General features: G+C 68.2%; 17 protein-coding genes. 5 read left to right on the plus strand and 12 right to left on the minus strand.

The genetic code is table 11. The features are described 5' to 3' along the window. Positions 1 to 29: 29 nt before the first annotated feature. From AC3IMC_RS09230 to truB, 4 genes are all read right to left on the minus strand, one after another. The gene (locus AC3IMC_RS09230) at positions 30 to 1,013 is read right to left on the minus strand and encodes a bifunctional riboflavin kinase/FAD synthetase (RefSeq protein WP_490918206.1); all 984 of its coding nucleotides are present in this window, start codon (positions 1,011 to 1,013) and stop codon (positions 30 to 32) included. A 79-nt stretch (positions 1,014 to 1,092) separates the two neighbouring features. Beyond that, a complete protein-coding gene (locus AC3IMC_RS09235) occupies positions 1,093 to 1,569 on the minus strand; it encodes a hypothetical protein (RefSeq protein WP_490918207.1) in 477 nt (158 codons plus the stop codon). Positions 1,570 to 1,588: 19 nt separating this feature from the next. Beyond that, positions 1,589 to 1,942, minus strand: coding sequence for a hypothetical protein (locus tag AC3IMC_RS09240; RefSeq protein WP_490918209.1), 354 nt, complete (start codon positions 1,940 to 1,942; stop codon positions 1,589 to 1,591). Between the two features lie 2 nt (positions 1,943 to 1,944). After that, positions 1,945 to 2,880, minus strand: coding sequence for a tRNA pseudouridine(55) synthase TruB (gene truB, locus AC3IMC_RS09245; protein WP_490918211.1), 936 nt, complete (start codon positions 2,878 to 2,880; stop codon positions 1,945 to 1,947). 64 nt (positions 2,881 to 2,944) lie between these two features. Here truB and AC3IMC_RS09250 point away from each other — a divergent pair, with 64 nt between their 5' ends. Beyond that, the gene (locus AC3IMC_RS09250) at positions 2,945 to 4,117 is read left to right on the plus strand and encodes a pyridoxal phosphate-dependent aminotransferase (protein WP_490918212.1); all 1,173 of its coding nucleotides are present in this window, start codon (positions 2,945 to 2,947) and stop codon (positions 4,115 to 4,117) included. Here AC3IMC_RS09250 and trxA read toward each other — a convergent pair. Next, a complete protein-coding gene (trxA, locus tag AC3IMC_RS09255; protein ID WP_490918213.1) occupies positions 4,114 to 4,551 on the minus strand; it encodes a thioredoxin in 438 nt (145 codons plus the stop codon). The genes AC3IMC_RS09250 and trxA overlap by 4 nt on opposite strands. A gap of 2 nt (positions 4,552 to 4,553) precedes the next feature. Next, complete coding sequence (locus AC3IMC_RS09260; protein ID WP_490918214.1) at positions 4,554 to 5,039, minus strand: nucleoside deaminase; 486 nt, start codon at positions 5,037 to 5,039, stop codon at positions 4,554 to 4,556. Between the two features lie 175 nt (positions 5,040 to 5,214). On the opposite strand from AC3IMC_RS09260, the gene AC3IMC_RS09265 reads away from it, so the two are divergent. Then, positions 5,215 to 6,342, plus strand: coding sequence for a ScyD/ScyE family protein (locus tag AC3IMC_RS09265; RefSeq protein WP_490918215.1), 1,128 nt, complete (start codon positions 5,215 to 5,217; stop codon positions 6,340 to 6,342). A 73-nt stretch (positions 6,343 to 6,415) separates the two neighbouring features. Here the strand turns inward: AC3IMC_RS09265 and rbfA are convergent, their stop codons facing one another. The 5 genes from rbfA to rimP form a co-directional block, all read right to left on the minus strand. Then, entirely contained in the window at positions 6,416 to 6,925 is a 510-nt protein-coding gene (gene rbfA / locus AC3IMC_RS09270) for a 30S ribosome-binding factor RbfA (protein ID WP_490918216.1), read from the minus strand. Between the two features lie 256 nt (positions 6,926 to 7,181). Beyond that, positions 7,182 to 10,082, minus strand: a complete 2,901-nt coding sequence (gene infB / locus AC3IMC_RS09275) for a translation initiation factor IF-2 (RefSeq protein WP_490918217.1) — start codon at positions 10,080 to 10,082, stop codon at positions 7,182 to 7,184. Between the two features lie 152 nt (positions 10,083 to 10,234). Continuing rightward, positions 10,235 to 10,582, minus strand: a complete 348-nt coding sequence (locus AC3IMC_RS09280) for a YlxR family protein (protein WP_490918218.1) — start codon at positions 10,580 to 10,582, stop codon at positions 10,235 to 10,237. Between the two features lie 175 nt (positions 10,583 to 10,757). Beyond that, positions 10,758 to 11,738, minus strand: a complete 981-nt coding sequence (nusA, locus tag AC3IMC_RS09285) for a transcription termination factor NusA (RefSeq protein ID WP_490918219.1) — start codon at positions 11,736 to 11,738, stop codon at positions 10,758 to 10,760. Further along, positions 11,738 to 12,352, minus strand: a complete 615-nt coding sequence (gene rimP, locus AC3IMC_RS09290; protein ID WP_490918220.1) for a ribosome maturation factor RimP — start codon at positions 12,350 to 12,352, stop codon at positions 11,738 to 11,740. Before rimP ends, nusA begins: the two co-directional genes overlap by 1 nt. A gap of 103 nt (positions 12,353 to 12,455) precedes the next feature. Between rimP and AC3IMC_RS09295 the strand changes: the two genes are divergently transcribed. The 3 genes from AC3IMC_RS09295 (at position 12,456) to AC3IMC_RS09305 (ending at position 15,492) form a co-directional block, all read left to right on the plus strand. Continuing rightward, entirely contained in the window at positions 12,456 to 13,622 is a 1,167-nt protein-coding gene (locus tag AC3IMC_RS09295) for a DUF4439 domain-containing protein (RefSeq protein ID WP_490918221.1), read from the plus strand. Between the two features lie 61 nt (positions 13,623 to 13,683). After that, positions 13,684 to 14,451 (plus strand): VIT1/CCC1 transporter family protein, encoded by a 768-nt coding sequence (locus AC3IMC_RS09300; RefSeq protein WP_490918222.1) that lies wholly within the window; start codon positions 13,684 to 13,686, stop codon positions 14,449 to 14,451. Between the two features lie 12 nt (positions 14,452 to 14,463). Further along, positions 14,464 to 15,492, plus strand: a complete 1,029-nt coding sequence (locus tag AC3IMC_RS09305) for an aminoglycoside phosphotransferase family protein (RefSeq protein WP_490918400.1) — start codon at positions 14,464 to 14,466, stop codon at positions 15,490 to 15,492. On the opposite strand, the gene AC3IMC_RS09310 is transcribed toward AC3IMC_RS09305, so the two are convergent. Then, positions 15,493 to 16,884: a pyridoxal phosphate-dependent decarboxylase family protein gene (locus AC3IMC_RS09310; protein ID WP_490918224.1), complete on the minus strand. Its 1,392-nt coding sequence runs from the start codon at positions 16,882 to 16,884 to the stop codon at positions 15,493 to 15,495. It lies immediately after the preceding gene. Positions 16,885 to 16,895: the final 11 nt, after the last annotated feature.

Below are 16,895 nucleotides of genomic sequence, written 5' to 3' on the forward strand. Positions count from 1 at the left end.
CTTTCGTTGTGGTCCACCCGGCGGATGCGTCAGTGGCCGGCCAGGAGCTGGTGCGCCTGCACCACGTCCAGGCGCATCTGTTCCACCAAAGCCTCAGGGCCACGGTAGGCCACCATGCCCCGGAGCCGCTCGACGAATTCCACGATTACTGTCTGGCCGTACAGATCGAAGTCCTCCACGGCCTCCTTGGGCCTGTCGATCACGTGCGCCTCCACCTGGCGGCTGACGCCGTCGAACGTGGGGTTGGAACCCACGGAGATGGCGGCCGGCCAGCGCTTCCCGGCCTGGTCAACGAGCCATCCCGCGTAAATCCCGTCCGCAGGGATCAGCCCGGTGGCGTTGGATGAAAGGTTCGCTGTGGGGAAACCGAGCGCCCTGCCCCGGGCTGCGCCGTGGACAACTTCGCCGCGCATCCTGTGCGCGCGCCCCAGCACGGCAGCCGCGGTGACGACGTCGCCCTCCTGCAGGGCTTCACGCACCCAGGTGGACGAACAGCGCCGGTCCTTGCCGTCGTCGTCGTGAAGCGGGTAGCCCTCGGAGCCGAACTCGCTGATGACCTGGACGTCGAAACCGAACTTGTCGCCCAGCGCCTTCATGGTGTCCAGGTCGCCGGAATTGCCCCTCCCGAAGCGGGCGTCGTGGCCGATCACCACCTGGCTCGCGTGCAAACAGTCCACCAGGTACTGCTCCACGAATTCCTCGGCCGTCAGGCTGGCAAGGTCCAGTGAGTACTTGACCACCAGGATCGCATCGAGGCCGAGTTCGCCCAGTGCTTCCAGTTTGTCGTCCAGGCCCATGATCAGTTCGGGCGCGGCCTCGGGCCGGTGGACCTGGGCGGGATGCGGGTCGAAGGTGACTGCCACGGCCTTTGCGTGGGTGCGGCGCGCCGAGCGGATCAGCTGGGAGAGCACCTGCTGGTGCCCGCGGTGAACGCCATCGAAGTTCCCGAAGGTAACGACGGATGGGCCGAAGTCAACCGGGACCTCGGACGGATCGTTCCAGATGTAGACCATCACCCTCGCCTTAGCTGACTGCGGAAATTCAGTGTCCCGGCACCTTGGCGGCCGCGGAACTCTTCAAGGGTACCCGGATTCACTGCCGCGCCTTGGCCTGCGGCGCCGTGGCCCGTGAGGGGCGGCGGCGGTACAGCCACACCAGGCCGAGCACTGGAAGCAGGAGGGGGATGAAACCGTAGCCGCGGCCAAAAAGGGACCACACGGTCTCGTGCGGGAACTGCACGGAATCGAACACGCTCAGGGCTCCCACCACCAGGACTCCTGCCAGTTCAACCAGCACCGCGGCAACGGACACCTTGAACCAGGTGGTGCCGGACTTGGCCAGGGATACCGTGGCCACCACGTATACGAGGGCGGCGAAGGCAGAGAGCAGGTAGGCCACCGGGGCTTCGGAGAACTTGGTGAGGATCTGGTAGCCCGCACGTGCCGTAGCGGAGATGGCGAACACCCCGTACACGGCAATCAGCAGCCGGCCCGGGCCCGTGTTGCGGGTGTTGCGGCTGTCCTGCAGGGGCGCGCTGCCCGCGGCGGTACGGGGCTGCTGGTCTTTCATGCTGCGTGCTTCTTCCACTTCAGTACCAGATTTGGTTCATTCGGGCGGCCATCACCAGCGCGGTGACGCCGACGGCAGCCAGGACAAAGTTGCTCCACCGCGTGCGTTCCAGGATGGACCAGTAGACGGCGGCCGGAGGCAGGAGCATGGCGGTGGCCATGTAGCCCCAGAACTCCCAGGCCTCGCCGGCCATTGCCTCGCCGGCGATCACCCGCACGATGGAGCCGACGAGATACACGACCAGGGCCACTTCCACCGCCACGACGGACAGGAGGGTGACGTCGTTCGGCGCCTTTCGAAGGATGCCGGCGCCCAGGCACAGCACCGTGGACACCAGGCCGACGACGAGGATGATGTAAAAGTATGCGTCCACGCCTAGGCCTCCGCGGGCGCGCTGGCCGGCGAGCCGCTGCCGGGGGCGAACACGAGCACGGGTTTGGCGTAGTTTCCGGCGTCGGCAAGGAGGGCCACCAGGCTGCCGTCCGGGGCGAAGGCAGCGGCGGGGTGCTCGGGGGTGGCTGCTGACGGGCTCCCGGGGGCGGTGCCTGAGGCGATGCGCCGCCCGAAGGAGATCTCCGTGGTTTCCTCTGCGCTCAGTTCGCGGTTGGGCATGAGTGCACGGGCGGCGTCGGACATGTCCAGCACGTTGAGCTCTTCGGCGAGTTGTTCGAGGGTGCGGGCCTGTTCGAGCGAGTACGGGCCAACGTGGGTGCGGCGCAGCGCGGTGAGGTGTCCCCCGACGCCCAGCGCGTTGCCGAGGTCACGGGCCAGGGCGCGGATGTAGGTTCCCGAGGAGCATTCCACCGTCACATCCAGGTCGATCACGTCCGCTTCGGGGTCGCGGCGGATGCCGTGGACCTCGAACCGGTGGATGGTGACCGGACGCGCAGCCAGCTTGACGTCTTCGCCGGAACGGACGCGCGCATAGGCGCGTTCGCCGTTGACCTTGATCGCGCTGACACTGCTGGGCACCTGCTGGATGTCACCCCTGAGGGCGGCGACGCCGTCGTGGATTGCCTGCTCGTCGACGGCGGCGGTGCCGGCTGTGGCAACCACCTCACCCTCGGCGTCGTCCGTCACGGTGGACTGGCCCAGGCGGATCGTGGCGGTATAGGTCTTGGAGGTGCCCACGATGTAGGTGAGCAGCCGGGTGGCCTTGTTGATGCCCACCACGAGCACGCCCGTGGCCATCGGATCAAGGGTGCCTGCATGGCCCACTTTCCGGGTACCTGCGAGGCGCCGCATCCGGCCAACCACATCATGGCTGGTCCATCCCTGCGGCTTGTCCACTATCACCAGTCCAGAAAGCACGCCTCCCAGTATATCGGCGCTGGTGGGCGCCCCGGCGCAGCGGGACGCAGCTAGGATGGCTGGCATGCCTGAGCTTGCCGCCCATGTCCGCGACGTGCCCGTGAACCAGATACGTGAGATCACGGAGGCCGCCTGGCGGACGCCGGATGCGCTGGTGCTGAGCATCGGTGAGCCGGGCTTCCCCCTTCCCCGCCACGTCCTCGATGCCGGCATCGCGTGCCTTGACCGGGATGAAACGAATTACACCCCGAACGCGGGGATCCCCGCCCTGCGTGAAGCTTTCGCCGCGAGGTTCCGGGCTGAGCAGGGCGTCGATGTCGGGGCGGACCGGGTCTATGTGGTGTCCGGGGCGCAGCAGGGGCTCCACTTCGCCATGAGCCTGCTGCTCTCCCCCGGCGACGAGATCCTGATCCCGAATCCGGGCTACCCCACCTTCGCGATGACCGCGCGGCTGCTCAACGCCGTGCCCGTGGGGTACCCGCTGCACCCGGACCATGGCTTCCAGCCGCGGGTCGACGACGTTGCGGCCCTGATCACCGGGCGCACCCGGGTGCTGGTCCTGAATTCCCCCTCGAACCCCCTCGGCGCGGTGCTTGGAGAGGACACGATCCGGGAACTGATGGACCTGGCCCGCCGCCACGACCTGTGGGTCATCTCCGACGAGTGCTACGAGGCCTTCACCTACGATGTGCCGCACATCAGCCCGGCAAGGTTCGACGGCGGTACTGCCGGCGACGCGCGCGTCTTCACCTCCCTGACGCTGTCCAAGACCTACGGCTTGACGGGGCTGCGGATCGGCGCCCTGATTTGCCCGCCCGGGCTGGAACAAAAAATGGACAACGTGATGGAGTCGATCGTCTCCTGCGTGGCGTCACCGCCGCAGTACGCGGCGCTTGCGGCCCTCACCGGCCCCCAGGACTACGTGCGGCACGCGCATGGGCATTACCGGACCAACCGGGACGCCGCTTCCGCCGTGCTCGACGCCAAGGGCATCCCGTATCTGAGGGCCGATGGCGCTTTCTACCTCTGGGCGGACATGTCCCACGTCACCGGCGGTGACGTACGCAGTTGGGTGCGGCGCTTCCTGGCCGAATCAGGGGTGGCGCTGGCACCGGGGACAGCGTTCGGGTCCATCGGCGAGGGGTGGGTGCGCATCGCGTTGTGCGGCCGGAAGCAGGACCTGCTCGAGGGGCTCTCACGGCTCCCTCCCAGGCACGGCAGGGGTTCCGGGGACTAGCTGCCGGCGCGGGCGACGACGTTATCCAGCCAGGAGCGGAGGACGTTCGCCGGGGCGGCGCCTGCCTGGCGGGCAGCCACCTTGCCGTCGACGATCACCATCAGCGTGGGGATGGCCTGTACATCGAAGCGCTGCGACAGCCGTGGGGATTTGTCCACGTCCACTTTCACCAGCTTGATCTTTCCGGGGCGCTCCCGGGCGAGCTTGTCCAGCACCGGGCTGACCATGCGGCAGGGCCCGCACCACGCGGCCCAGAAGTCCACCAGCACGGGAACCTGCGAGTTTTCGGCCACCTCGGTGAAGTCGGTGTCGTCCGCGGACACGATCCACGGCAGGTCGGCCCTGCAGTTGCCGCACCGGGGATGGCCCGCTGCCGAGGCGGGCACCCGGTTCGTCTTTCCGCAGGCCGGGCAGCTGATGAGCACCGGTTCCATGGCTAGTATTCCGTCCTGCCCTCGAAGGCGCGCCAGGTCTGGAAGGGGATATCCGACGTCGGGATGTCATCCCTGGTGACCGGCATCAGTTCGGGCTTGCTGCCGCTGAAGTAGTCGTAGAAGAGGGCGTCGTCGAAACCCGCGGCCGCTGCCCCGTGGCGGTCGGCGGCAAAGTAGACGTGGCCGATCCTTGCCCACAATGCGGAAGCCAGGCACAGTGGGCACGGCTCGCAGCTGGCGTACAGGATTGAGCCGCCGAGGTCGAAGTTCGCCGTCGCCGCGGCCGCTGCCCGGATGGCGACAACTTCGGCATGGGCGGTGGGGTCGTTGTCCCGGGTCACCCGGTTAACGCCCTCATGGACTGTCCCGTCCGGCGTCACCACCACCGCGCCGAAGGGGCCGCCGCCCTGGCTGACGTTCCAGGTGGCCAATTGCACGGCCTGTTGAAGGTACTGGAAGGGGCCGTTCCCCCGGTCTTCGGACGTCATAGCACGATCCTAGCCACAGCGCAGCGTTAGGGGATGGAAAAGGGGGAAATTGGGGGGCATGCCTGCAGTGCATACCCGCTGGTAGGGGCCTACTCTTACGCCGGGGGTTCCCATATTTCGCCTCTGCGGAGGCTCCTTAACCGGACCAACAAGGGCTTCCAGCCCGGAGTACCCAATGAAGAAAAGACTCACTCTCTTGGCCTCAATAGCGGCCACTGCTGCTTTCATAGCCTCCGCGGGCCCTGCCGTCGCCGGCGACTCCACAGCGGACTACGACGTGCTGGCCGGCGGATTCGTTTCACCGCTGCACCTGAGCGTCGCAACCGGCAAATCGGTCCTCGTCTCCCAGGACTTCATCGGGAAGCTCACCCGCATCAGCCGTGACGGTTCTACTGACAACCTGGCCACCGACACTCCCGAGGGCTGGGAGGTGGCTGGCTCGGACACGCGCGGCAGCACCACCTTCTTCCTTGAGAGCGTGGGCGCAGGGCAGGGGGACCCCAAAGCCCTTGGTGGTTTCCTGAAGTCCATTGACGCGAAGGGGCACGTGGAGAAGATCGCCGACTTCGCGGACTACGAACGAAGCCACAACCCGGATGGAAAGCAGCGCTATGGGTTCGGCCGCGACGTCAGCGACCAGTGCCTGGCCGGCTGGCCAGCCTTCCCGCCCGCCAAGTACAAGGGCCTTGTGGACTCCCATCCCTACGCCCTCGCAGTGAAGGACGACACCGCGTACGTCGCGGATGCGGGCATGAATGCCATCCTCAAGGTCAACCTGAAGGACGGTGACATCGACACCCTTGCGGTCCTGCCGCCACGGCCGGCGGTCATTCCGAAAGGATTCGTGGTTCCCACCGACATGCACGGCGGAACCTTCAAGGTGCCGGACTGCGTGGCAGGGCACAAGTACGCCTTTGAGCCCGTTCCCACCGATGTCGCGCTGGGTCCCGACGGCATGCTGTATGTGACGTCCTTGCCGGGCGGTACGGAGGGCCCGGAACTGGGTGAGCGCGGGGCGGTCTTCAAGATTAATCCGTCCAACGGCGACGTTGACTTGTGGGCGGACCACATCCTGACCCCCACCGGTCTGGCCGTCACTGATGAGGGCGACATCTACGTCGCCTCGCTGTTCGGCGGCGAGATTGTGAAGTTCACCTGCTCGGGCCACCGGTCGCAGTTCCTCAAGGTGAACCTGCCGGCCGACGTCGAGGTCAAGGGCCACAACCTCTACGCCACGATCGACGCCCTCGGCGATCCGTCACAGCCACCGGCGGGGAAGGTCATCAAGGCCGACCTGCGGTAGGCACCGGCATCAAGCCGGCAGCCTTTTAAACCCCCAGGGCCCGGGATCAGCTCCCGGGCCCTGGGTGTGCGTTCTACTTGCTGCCGTCCTCGTCGAAGTCGTCGTCGCCGCTGAGGTCCAGGTCCTCTTCGTCGAAGTCGTCTTCATCGATGTCGACGTCGGCGGACGCGTCGGACTTGTACGGGTCTGCGTCGCCGGCGTGCCGCGCGTTGGCGGCCAGGGCGGCTACCTCGGCGTCCCGCTTCCGGGCCTCCCGGAGCAGTTCCTCCAGGTTGGATGCGTTGACAGGGATCTGGTCGGCAACGAATTCGAGGGTGGGAGTCAGCCGCGCAGTGATGTTCCGGCCAACTTCCTGCCGAAGCACACCCTTGGCCTTTTCCAGCCCCTTGGCAGCATCAGCCTGGACGGCCTGGTCGCCGAAAACCGTGTAGTAGACAGTGGCGTGCTGCAGGTCATTGGTCACCCGGGCGTCGGTAACAGTAACGCCCTCCACCCGAGGATCCTTGATCCGCCGGCCCAGGGCCTCAGCAACAACAACCTTAATCCGCTGCGCCAACTTCGCAGCACGTGCCGGATCAGCCATGAACAAACTCCTATAAAAAGAAAAAATAAGGGACGTACGACGGCGGCAACAGGAGCTGCCAGCGCACGTTGAGGTTTTTGCCACGCACCTAGGGCGAGTCTACGACGGGACTACCGTCGGGATTTTCCGGCGGCCTGGGAGTGGCATCGGGCCTGCCGAAGCTGGGTGGCCGACGTCGTCAGACGTAGGCCACCCAGCGAAGGGGCGGGGCCGCCGGAAAATCCCGACGGCCCCGCACCGGTAAGGCTAAGACACCTTAGACGCGCGGCTTCTCGCGCATCTCGAAGGTCTCGATGATGTCACCTTCGACGATGTCGTTGTACGACCCAAGACCGATACCACACTCGAAGTCCGTGCGGACCTCGGTGGCGTCGTCCTTGAAGCGCTTGAGCGACTCGACGGTGAGGTTGTCACCGATGATCTTGCCGTCGCGGCTGACGCGTGCCTTGCTGTTGCGGCGGATGATGCCCGAGCGGACGATCGAGCCGGCGATGTTTCCGAACTTGGAGGAGCGGAAGACTTCGCGGACTTCGGCGGTACCGAGCTGGACCTCTTCGTATTCCGGCTTGAGCATGCCCTTGAGAGCCATCTCGATGTCGTCGATCGCAGCGTAGATGACGGAGTAGAACCGCATGTCCACGCCTTCGCGGTCGGCCAGTTCGGCGACCCGCTCGGCCGGCTTGACGTTGAAGCCGATGATGACGGCGGAGTCGACCGTTGCCAGGTTGACGTCGTTCTGCGTGATGGCACCCACACCGCGGTGGATGACGCGCAGCTGCACGCCTTCGCCGACGTCGATCTTGAGCAGCGCGTCTTCGAGGGCTTCGACGGCACCGGACACGTCACCCTTGAGGATGAGGTTGAGGGTGTCGATCTTGCCTTCGGCAACGGCCTGGTCGAAGTCTTCGAGGCTGATGCGCTTGCGGCGCTTGGCCAGTGCGGCGTTGCGGTCGGCGGCTTCACGCTTCTCGGCGATCTGGCGGGCGGTGCGCTCGTCAGCGGTCACGAAGAAGGTGTCACCTGCACGCGGGACGTTGGACAGGCCGAGCACCTGGACGGGGCGGGACGGGCCGGCCTCGGTCAGGGCGCTGCCGTCGTCGTCGAACATCGCACGGACGCGGCCGTGGGCCGTGCCTGCAACGATGGTGTCGCCGACGCGCAGCGTGCCGGACTGCACCAGGACGGTAGCCACGGCACCGCGGCCCTTGTCCAGGTTCGCTTCGATGGCGATACCGCGGGCGTCCTTGTTCGGGTTGGCGCGCATGTCCAGGGCAGCGTCCGCGGTGAGCAGGACAGCCTCGAGCAGCTCGTCGATGTGCAGGTTCTGGCGGGCAGATACCTCCACGAACATGGTGTCGCCACCGTATTCCTCGGGAACCAGGCCGTACTCGGTCAGCTGGCCGCGGACCTTGTCCGGGTTGGCGCCTTCCTTGTCGATCTTGTTCACGGCCACGACGATCGGCACGTTGGCCGCCTGGGCGTGGTTGAGGGCTTCAACGGTCTGGGGCATGACGCCGTCGTCCGCTGCAACCACCAGGATGGCGATGTCGGTGACCTTCGCACCACGGGCACGCATGGCGGTGAACGCCTCGTGGCCAGGGGTATCGATGAAGGTGATCTTGCGGTCTTCGCCTTCGTGGTTGTGCGTGACCTGGTAGGCACCGATGTGCTGGGTGATGCCGCCGTGCTCGCCCGCCATGACGTCGGACTTGCGGATGGCGTCAAGCAGGCGGGTCTTACCGTGGTCGACGTGGCCCATGACGGTGACAACCGGAGGACGTGCCTCGAGTTCCTCGTCGCCTTCGGCTTCCAGTTCGGCGTCGAAGTCGATGTCGAAGCTGGAGAGCAGCTCGCGCTCCTCGTCCTCCGGGGACACGACCTGGAGCTTGTAGCCCAGTTCCTCGCCGAGCAGGGCGAAGGTGTCTTCGTCCAGCGACTGGGTGGCGGTGGCCATTTCACCGAGGTGGAACAGCACGGTCACCAGTGCGGCGGGGTTTGCCTCGATCTTGTCGGCGAAGTCCGTGATGGACGAGCCACGGCGAAGCCGGATCACAGTGTTGCCGTCGCCGCGGGGTACGCTCACGCCACCCAGCGACGGTGCACTCATCTGCTCAAGTTCCTGGCGCTTCGCGCGCTTGGACTTGCGCTGCTTGCCACGGCCTGCGCCGCCCTTGCCGAAGGCACCCTGGGTGCCGCCGCGGCCGCGTCCGCCCTTGCCGAAGCCACCGCCGGCGGGAGCACCGCCGCCGCCACCGGGACCACCGGTTCCGGGAGCGCCACCGGGGCGTCCTGGACCGCGGCCGCCGCCGGGACGGCCTGCACCTGCGGGTGCAGGACGCTCAGTGCGGTTGGGCATCATGCCCGGAGTGGGACGGGGACCGCCGGGACGCGGTGCGCCCGGACGCGGGCCGCCTGCACCAGCTGCGGGACGGGGGCCGCCCGCGCCTGCTGCCGGACGGGGACCACCGGGACGGGGTCCGCCCGCACCGGCTGCGGGACGGGGACCGCCGGGACGCTCGCCATCGGCGCGGCTGCCGCCGGGACGGGGCATGCCCTGCGACGTAGCGAACGGGTTGTTGCCCGGACGCGGCGCGCGGTCACCGTCTCCGCCGCGGCCACGGGGCATGCCCTGTGAGGTGGCGAAGGGGTTGTTGCCCGGACGGGGACCGCCGGGGCGGGGTCCGGCAGACGGCGTGGAACCACCCGGACGGGCGGAAGGAGCCGGGGTCTCAGCCTTGGGTGCCGGACGGGCACCGGGCTTGGCGCCGGTGGAGGGAGCAGCCGAAGACGGCGCACCCGCAGACGGAGCCGCGGGGGCAGCAGGCGCTGCGGCGGCAGGGGCCGCCTGGGCTGCTGCCTGGGCGGGAGCTGCCGGTGCCGGTGCCTTGGGGGCCGGAGCCTTGGGCGCAGCCGGGCCGGGGGCCGGGGCTGAAGGACGTGATTCTGCTGCGGGTGCCGGCGCCTTGGGTGCGGCGGCGGGAGCTGCTGACTTGGCAGCGGCGTCGGGGAAGGCGTTGCGCAGCTTCCGCACGACGGGGGCCTCAATGGTGGAAGAGGCGGAGCGAACGAATTCGCCCAGTTCCTGCAGTTTTGTCACTGCATCTTTGGAAGTTATACCGAGCTCTTTGGCGAGCTCATGTACGCGGACCTTGGCCACATTTCTCCTGTCTCGGTCCGCACCGAGCCAGGCACGAACCGTCTACTTCTTACTGCGGACCCCGGCCGCTGTTGAGGCGAGGGGGCCCATTGCAGAGCGCAACAAAGTTGTCATCGTTACGCACTCATCGCTGGGAACTCATCGGGTTTCCATCAGATTTCTGACCCGCTTTCAGGTTGGACGGTTGGTGTTGTGGCGGCTTGCGCCTCCGCAACGTTCGGACCTGACGTGATCCAGTGTTCGACGGCGGCTGTCCCGGTCGCGCCCGGAAGGGCGCGTCCGAAGGCCCGCCGCTTTGTCGCCAGAGCCAGGCACGATTCGGTGGGGTGCAGCCAGGCACCCCGGCCAGCCATCCGGCGTCGTTCATCCACCACGACAGCGGTTGACCCGCTGCCGGCGGCGACGAGCCGGAGCAACTGCGACCGCGGGCCTTTCTTGCGGCATCCGATGCAGGTGCGTTCAGGCTGATTTCCGGGGGAAAGCACTTCTTCCACGGTCATCGTCCTGACGTTCACTCTGCTGGCCACGGACAACCCGGCTCCGCGGTGACGGAAACGAGCATGCCCAGGGCACACGACTGCCGGCCGTTAGGCGCGGTCTTATCTATTCTAGCCCCTCCGGGGCGTTCTGCCCCAACGGGCGGCTGCGGCGCGGCTGTCGCTGCGCCGCAGCCCGTTACTTGTCCCGGCCGCCGGCGGCGTCGGAGACAATGTCGATGCGCCAGCCGGTCAGCTTGGCGGCCAGGCGGGCGTTCTGGCCCTCCTTGCCGATGGCCAGGGACAGTTGGTAGTCCGGGACCACCACGCGGGCTGACCGGGTGGCTTCATCGGTGATGGTGACGGAATTCACGCGCGACGGGGAGAGGGCGCTGGCGATGAAGGTTGCAGGGTCCTCGTTGAAGTCGACGATGTCGATCTTCTCGTCGTTGAGCTCGGTCATGACAGCGCGGACCCGGGAGCCCATTTCGCCGATGCAGGCACCCTTGGCGTTGATGCCGGGAGTCTTGGCTTTGACCGCGATCTTGGTGCGGTGGCCGGCTTCACGCGCCAGCGCCACGATCTCCACGGAGCGGTCGGCGATTTCCGGCACTTCCAGTTCGAAGAGCTTCCGGACCAGTCCGGGGTGGGACCTGGACAGGGTGACGGACGGGCCCTTGGTGCCGCGGTGGACGTCGATCACCAGGGCGCGCAGCCGGTTGCCGTGGATGTACTTCTCGCCGGGGACCTGCTCGGGCGGCGGCAGGAGCGCCTCCACCGAGCCGAGGTTGACCTGGACCATGTGGGGGTTGTTGCCCTGCTGGATGGTGCCGGAGACCAGCTCACCTTCGCGTCCCTTGAACTCGCCCAGGACGTTGTCGTCCTCGACGTCGCGCAGGCGCTGCAGGATGATCTGGCGCGCGGTGCTGGCGGCAATGCGGCCGAACCCCTCGGGGGTGTGCTCGAATTCGCCGATGGGGGCGCCGTCGTCGTCCAGCTCCACAGCCCAAATGGTGACGTGGCCGCTCTTGCGGTCCAGCTCTGCGCGCGCTTTCTCGAAGGCGCCGGGCGACTTGTGGTAGGCCACCAGGAGCGCCTGCTCGATGGTGGGGATCAGGAGGTCCAGCGGGATTTCACGCTCACGCTCCAAAAGTCTCAGTGCGCTCATGTCAATATCCATCAGGCCTCCTCAGAAGGTCCATTGTGTTCAGGTTCCAGACCGTCCTCCGTGAGGTGGCTGAATTCGATCTCGACTTTTCCGTTGCGGATCCTGTCGAAAGGAAGCTTTACGGGCTCACCCTGGCGGGGTTTCATACCCTTCTTGACGGCGATTTCCGGGACGAGGGTCACTCCCCCGCCGTCCACCGACTGGATGCGGCCGGTGATGTTTTCGCCCTGGATGACGTTGACCTTGACCATCCGGCCTTTGGCCCGGTGCCAGTGCCGCGGCTCGGTCAGCGGGCGCGCAACGCCGGGCGAGGACACTTCGAGGTCGTACGGCCGGCTGTCGGCGCTGGGGTCGCTGTCCATGACATCCGAGAGCACCTTTGAGATGTCGGCGATGACGTCGAGGCTGACGCCGCCGGTCTCTTCCTGGGGCAGGTCCACCACGACGTGGACCACGCGGTGGGAGCCGGCAATGTTGATGGCGACGTCTTCGAGGTACAGGCGGTTGGCCTGGACCGCTGGTTCCAGGAGGGCCCTGAGCCGGGCGGCTTCGGGGTTGTGGGCCGGTGCGGTTCCGCTTCCCGTTCCGGTGTGGTCTGGTGAAGCCGTGGCTTCTGCATTGCTCACGATGCCGGCCGCCTCCCTATAGATGATGTGGTGTTACTAGCGTAGCTATTTTACCGGGCCCGTGGTGCACCGGGTTGCCGCCGCCGTGGCACCATGGTCTGTTGTGAAAGACGACAGCCAGGACAACAGCCCCCGCATGCGCAGAGTCCGCTACGCCGTCCTTTCGCTGGCAGCCCTGGTTGTCCTGAGCCTCGGTTTCGCCCTCATTCCCGCTGAAAAGCCCGCCCCGGCGCAGCCGCCGTTCACCGAGCTGGCCCGCGCGGCCGCCCTGAAGGACGCCATGGACCTGCGGGCAGCGGGGTTGGAACTTGCGGCCGTCCGTACCGCCGATGCCGCATCGGTGGACCCTGTTGTGACCTTGCTGACCATCCAGGCCAGGGCCTTGCTGCCCCCTGCTGCCGGGGAAGGGCAGGCGGGCACAGGGAGCGCCGCGCCCGCTTCGGCATCCCCTTCCGCCACCCCCGCGTCCGGCCCGCCGGCACCCGCACCGGCATCCGCACCGGACGGGGTGGGCGGCCTTGCCAGCGCACTCGTGGCCAGCGGCAACAAACGCCTCAAGGACGCGCAGGAAGCCGACGGCGGGATGGCCCGGCTTCTCGCCGGCACGGGCACCGCGCAGCTCCTGGCCGCCGCCCGGCTTGCCACGGCGGCAGGAGCACCGGTGGCACCAACTGATCCGGGGCCAGCGGAGCCAGTCCCTGATCCGGCCGAAACAGGTCCTTCCTGCCCTGCCGTTCCCACAGGCGAAAGCACCGGGCCGGGCAGCGCCGGGCGGGGAGACGCCGGGCCGGGTGCGGCGCTGGCCGCCGCCTTGGCCGCGGAGCAGCAGGCGGTCTATGGCTACCAGGCGGCCCTCCCCCGCCTCGCTGCCGCCGACGCGGGGACTGCTCTGACCTACCTGGGGCAGCACGACGACCTCCTGGAGGGAGCGGAAACCCGGCTCCGCCTGCTCTGCGCAACAGCCGCGCCGCAGCAGCCCGGGTACGCGCTGGACGCCCAGTTCCTGGCAGCGCCGGCAACCGGCCTTGGCGGGCTTGAGGCGGCAACAATGGCGGCCTACGGCGATCTGGTGGCACTTTCGCAGGGGACAGTCCGGGCATGGGCGCTGGCGGCTCTGCAGTCGGCAGCCGGCCGCGCCACCCACTGGGGCGCCGACCCGGGGCCTGTTCCCGGACTTCGTCTGGATGTGGACCAGTTGCCAGACCTTCCCTCCGGGCCGGCACAGGTTCCCTCCCCGGCGGCAACCCGGGCAGCGGCCGCACCGGAATAATCTTTCGGAACCCGCTGCCCGGAGAGTGGCGACCGCCATGCCGTAATGGTTTGCTGGAGGCATGGACCCATACGAACCGGCCGGGCCTGCCGGGACACCTGATGCCGCCCGCGGGCTGAACCGCCATCTGGACACCGAACCGCACGGGAACGACATCGCGCACCGGTTGAACTGGCTGCGTGCGGGAGTCCTGGGCGCAAATGACGGCATCGTCTCTGTCGCGGCAATTGTGGTGGGCGTAGCCGGCGCGACGGCCGACACCGGTCCCATCCTGGCCGCCGGCGCAGCAGGCCTAGTGGGCGGCGCCGTCTCCATGGCCCTGGGCGAATACGTTTCGGTCAGCAGCCAGAGCGACAGCCAGCGCGCCCTGATCGACAAGGAACGCCGGGAACTGGCGGAGGAACCGGAAGAAGAACTGGCAGAGCTCACTTCGATTTACCAGGCGAAGGGGCTGACCCCGGAGACGGCAGCGAAGGTGGCCGAAGAACTGACCGCGCACGACGCCCTCGCGGCGCATCTGTCCGCCGAACTCAATATCGACGAGACAGACATCGTCAGCCCGTGGCATGCGGCCTTCGCCTCCGCCATCGCCTTCACCATCGGCGCGGTCCTGCCGATGCTGGCGATCCTTCTTCCCCCGCCGGAGATACGGGTACCACTGACATTCGCTGCGGTCCTGGTGGCGCTGGCGCTGACCGGGGCGCTGGGCGCCTGGATCGGCGGCGGTTCAAGGACCAGGGCTGCGGTCCGGGTAGTGGTGGGCGGCGCCCTGGCGCTCGCGGCGACGTTCATCATCGGCAACCTGCTGGGCGCCTCGGGCGTGGTCTGAGGCGTGTTGCCCCTGATCCCCATTCCCGCTGGCCTGTCGGCGCGGTACTCCGGCAGCAGCGCCGGACGGTCCTGGCTCTCCTTGCTTCCGGAGCTGGTACAGCAATGCCTGGACCAGTGGCGGCTCACGGCTGACCTGGCGCCCGGCAGTGTTCCGTGGCACGGCCATGGCGCCATCGTGGTTCCGGTCCGCCGGGACAACGGAAGTGCCGCAGTGCTCAAGGTTGCCTTTCCCCACGACGAAGCCAAACTGGAACGCCATGCGCTGGCACTGTGGGATGGGCGGGGTGCGGTGTCACTTGTAGCAGCAGATGCCGAGGCCTGCTCCATGCTGCTCGAGCGCCTGGACGCCGGCCGGTCCGCGGCGGAGCTGCCGATGGACGAGGCTGCCCAGGTCTGGGGCAGCTTGGTACGGCAACTGGGACTGGCCCCGGACCACCGGTCCGAGTGGCAGGAGTTTGGCCACATCGCCGCCCGGGCCGAGCAGTGGAGCGATGACTTTCCGGCCGAGTGGGAACAGCTGGGCCGCCCCTTCCCGCGCTGGCTGCTGGAAGCGGCACTGGAGGTCTGCCAGACCCGTGGCGCGGTGGGACGGCGCTCAGCCCATGATGTCCTGGTGCACACCGACCTGCATTTCCTCAATATCCTGGCACGGCCCACGCCGCCGGTTGAAGGTGCCCCGGCAGCCGAAGATGGGGGCGGAACGTCCGGCAGGTACGCCGCCATCGACCCGCAACCCATGATTGGCGAGCCCGAGTTCGCGGTGGCGCCGCTGCTGTGGAACCGCCTCCGGGACCTGCCGGCGGGCCAGCCCGGCAAGGGCCTGCTCCGGCGCTGCCGTGACTTCAGCGCCGCCGCCGGCCTCGATCCGGAAGTGTCGCGGCAGTGGGCCATCGCCAGGGAGGTGGACAACGCCCTGTGGTCGGCAGCGCACGGCCACCCCGGGGACCTGGCCCGCTCGCTCTGGGTGGCCAGCACCCTCACCGGCCGGACCGTGGAGGGTCTGCCGCACGCCCACGCGCTGCCGGAGCCCGGGCAGTAATCAGGTTCCGCGCACCGCGGCCAGTGCGGACCGGACGGCGTCCACGGCGGCGCCGACTTCCTCGCCTGCCGTGTGCCAGTTGCTCACGGAAACCCGGAGGATGTCGCGGTCCCGCCAGTGCGAGCCGGACATCCAGACCCGCCCCTCCCCGATGATCCGCGCGGTGACCGCACGGGTGGTGGCGTCATCGCCGAAGGCGACGCACACCTGGGTGTAGCCGACGTCGTTGAGCACCTCCACGCCGTCCAGGGCTCCCAGCCCTTCGGCGATCGCGGAGGCAGCAGCTGCCAGCCCCGCCACCTGGGCAGCCACGCCGTCCCTGCCGAGGCTCTTGAGGGCGGCCCACACGGGCACGCCCCGCGCCCTTCTGGACAGTTCGGGGACCTTCTCGAACGGATCGCCGGGGCCTTCCCCCTCGTGCACCAGGTAGCTCGCGTGCAGGCTCATGGCGGCGCGCAGCGCCGATGGGTCCCGGACGACGGCGATCCCGCAGTCGTAGGGCACGTTCAGGGTCTTGTGGGCGTCAGTTCCCCACGAGTCGGCTTCCTCGTAGCCCTCCGTGAGGTGGCGCAGTCCGGGTGCAGCGGCGGCCCAGAGCCCGAAGGCCCCATCGATGTGGACCCACGCGCCGTGTTTGCGTGCGACGGCGATCGCCTCGGCAAACGGGTCGAAGGCGCCGGAGTGCAGGTTGCCGGCCTGGAGGCACACCAGGGCGGGGCCCGTGCCGGCAGCGAGGGCAGCATCGAGCGCGGCGGGAAGCAGGCGGCCCTGCCCGTCGGCGTCCACCTGGGTTGGCTTTCCGAGGCCCAGGTACCGGAGGCCCAGGTCGACCGTGTCGTGCCTTTCCCGGCCTACGAAGCAGCGGATTCGTGGCGCGCCGGACAGCCCGTCCCGGTCCAGGTCCCACCCGGCGTCAGCCAGGAGCCGCCAGCGGGCGGCGGCCATCCCGGTGAAGTTGGCCATGGTGGCCCCGGTGACGAAGCCGACGTCGCACCCGCCGGGCAGCCCCAGCAGTTCCAGCAGCCACTTTCCGGCACTGTCCTCGATGGCTGCTGTGGCGGGGGTGGCGTAGCGCATGGCCGCGTTCTGGTCCCAGGCGCTGACCAGCCAGTCCGAGGCGAGGGCCGCCGGCAGGGTGCCACCGATGACCCAGCCGAAAAAGCGGCCGGAGGGCATGGCCATCAGTCCCGGTTCGGCTTCCCGGGCCAGGAACTCGATGACGTCCGCGGCCGGCATCCCCGAGGCAGGCAGTGGGCCGCCGAACACCGCGGCGAGTTCCGATGCGTTGCTGCGGGGCCCCACTGGGCGGTCCGGAAGGCTATGCAGCCAGGCTTCCGAATGGCGTGCCGCGGCCGCGAGGGCCCGGGCGTACTCGTCGTCGCCGTGTGACATACCTGCATGCT

It is taken from the genome of Arthrobacter sp. E70, assembly GCF_058266945.1.

Coding starts and splice junctions, on each gene's coding strand:
- AC3IMC_RS09230 (WP_490918206.1), bottom strand. CDS start 1,013: ATGGTCTACATCTGGAACGATCCGTCCGAGGTCCCGGTTGACTTCGGC.
- AC3IMC_RS09235 (WP_490918207.1), bottom strand. CDS start 1,569: ATGAAAGACCAGCAGCCCCGTACCGCCGCGGGCAGCGCGCCCCTGCAG.
- AC3IMC_RS09250 (WP_490918212.1), top strand. CDS start 2,945: ATGCCTGAGCTTGCCGCCCATGTCCGCGACGTGCCCGTGAACCAGATA.
- trxA (WP_490918213.1), bottom strand. CDS start 4,551: ATGGAACCGGTGCTCATCAGCTGCCCGGCCTGCGGAAAGACGAACCGG.
- AC3IMC_RS09260 (WP_490918214.1), bottom strand. CDS start 5,039: ATGACGTCCGAAGACCGGGGGAACGGCCCCTTCCAGTACCTTCAACAG.
- AC3IMC_RS09265 (WP_490918215.1), top strand. CDS start 5,215: ATGAAGAAAAGACTCACTCTCTTGGCCTCAATAGCGGCCACTGCTGCT.
- rbfA (WP_490918216.1), bottom strand. CDS start 6,925: ATGGCTGATCCGGCACGTGCTGCGAAGTTGGCGCAGCGGATTAAGGTT.
- AC3IMC_RS09280 (WP_490918218.1), bottom strand. CDS start 10,582: ATGACCGTGGAAGAAGTGCTTTCCCCCGGAAATCAGCCTGAACGCACC.
- nusA (WP_490918219.1), bottom strand. CDS start 11,738: ATGGATATTGACATGAGCGCACTGAGACTTTTGGAGCGTGAGCGTGAA.
- AC3IMC_RS09300 (WP_490918222.1), top strand. CDS start 13,684: ATGGACCCATACGAACCGGCCGGGCCTGCCGGGACACCTGATGCCGCC.
- AC3IMC_RS09310 (WP_490918224.1), bottom strand. CDS start 16,884: ATGTCACACGGCGACGACGAGTACGCCCGGGCCCTCGCGGCCGCGGCA.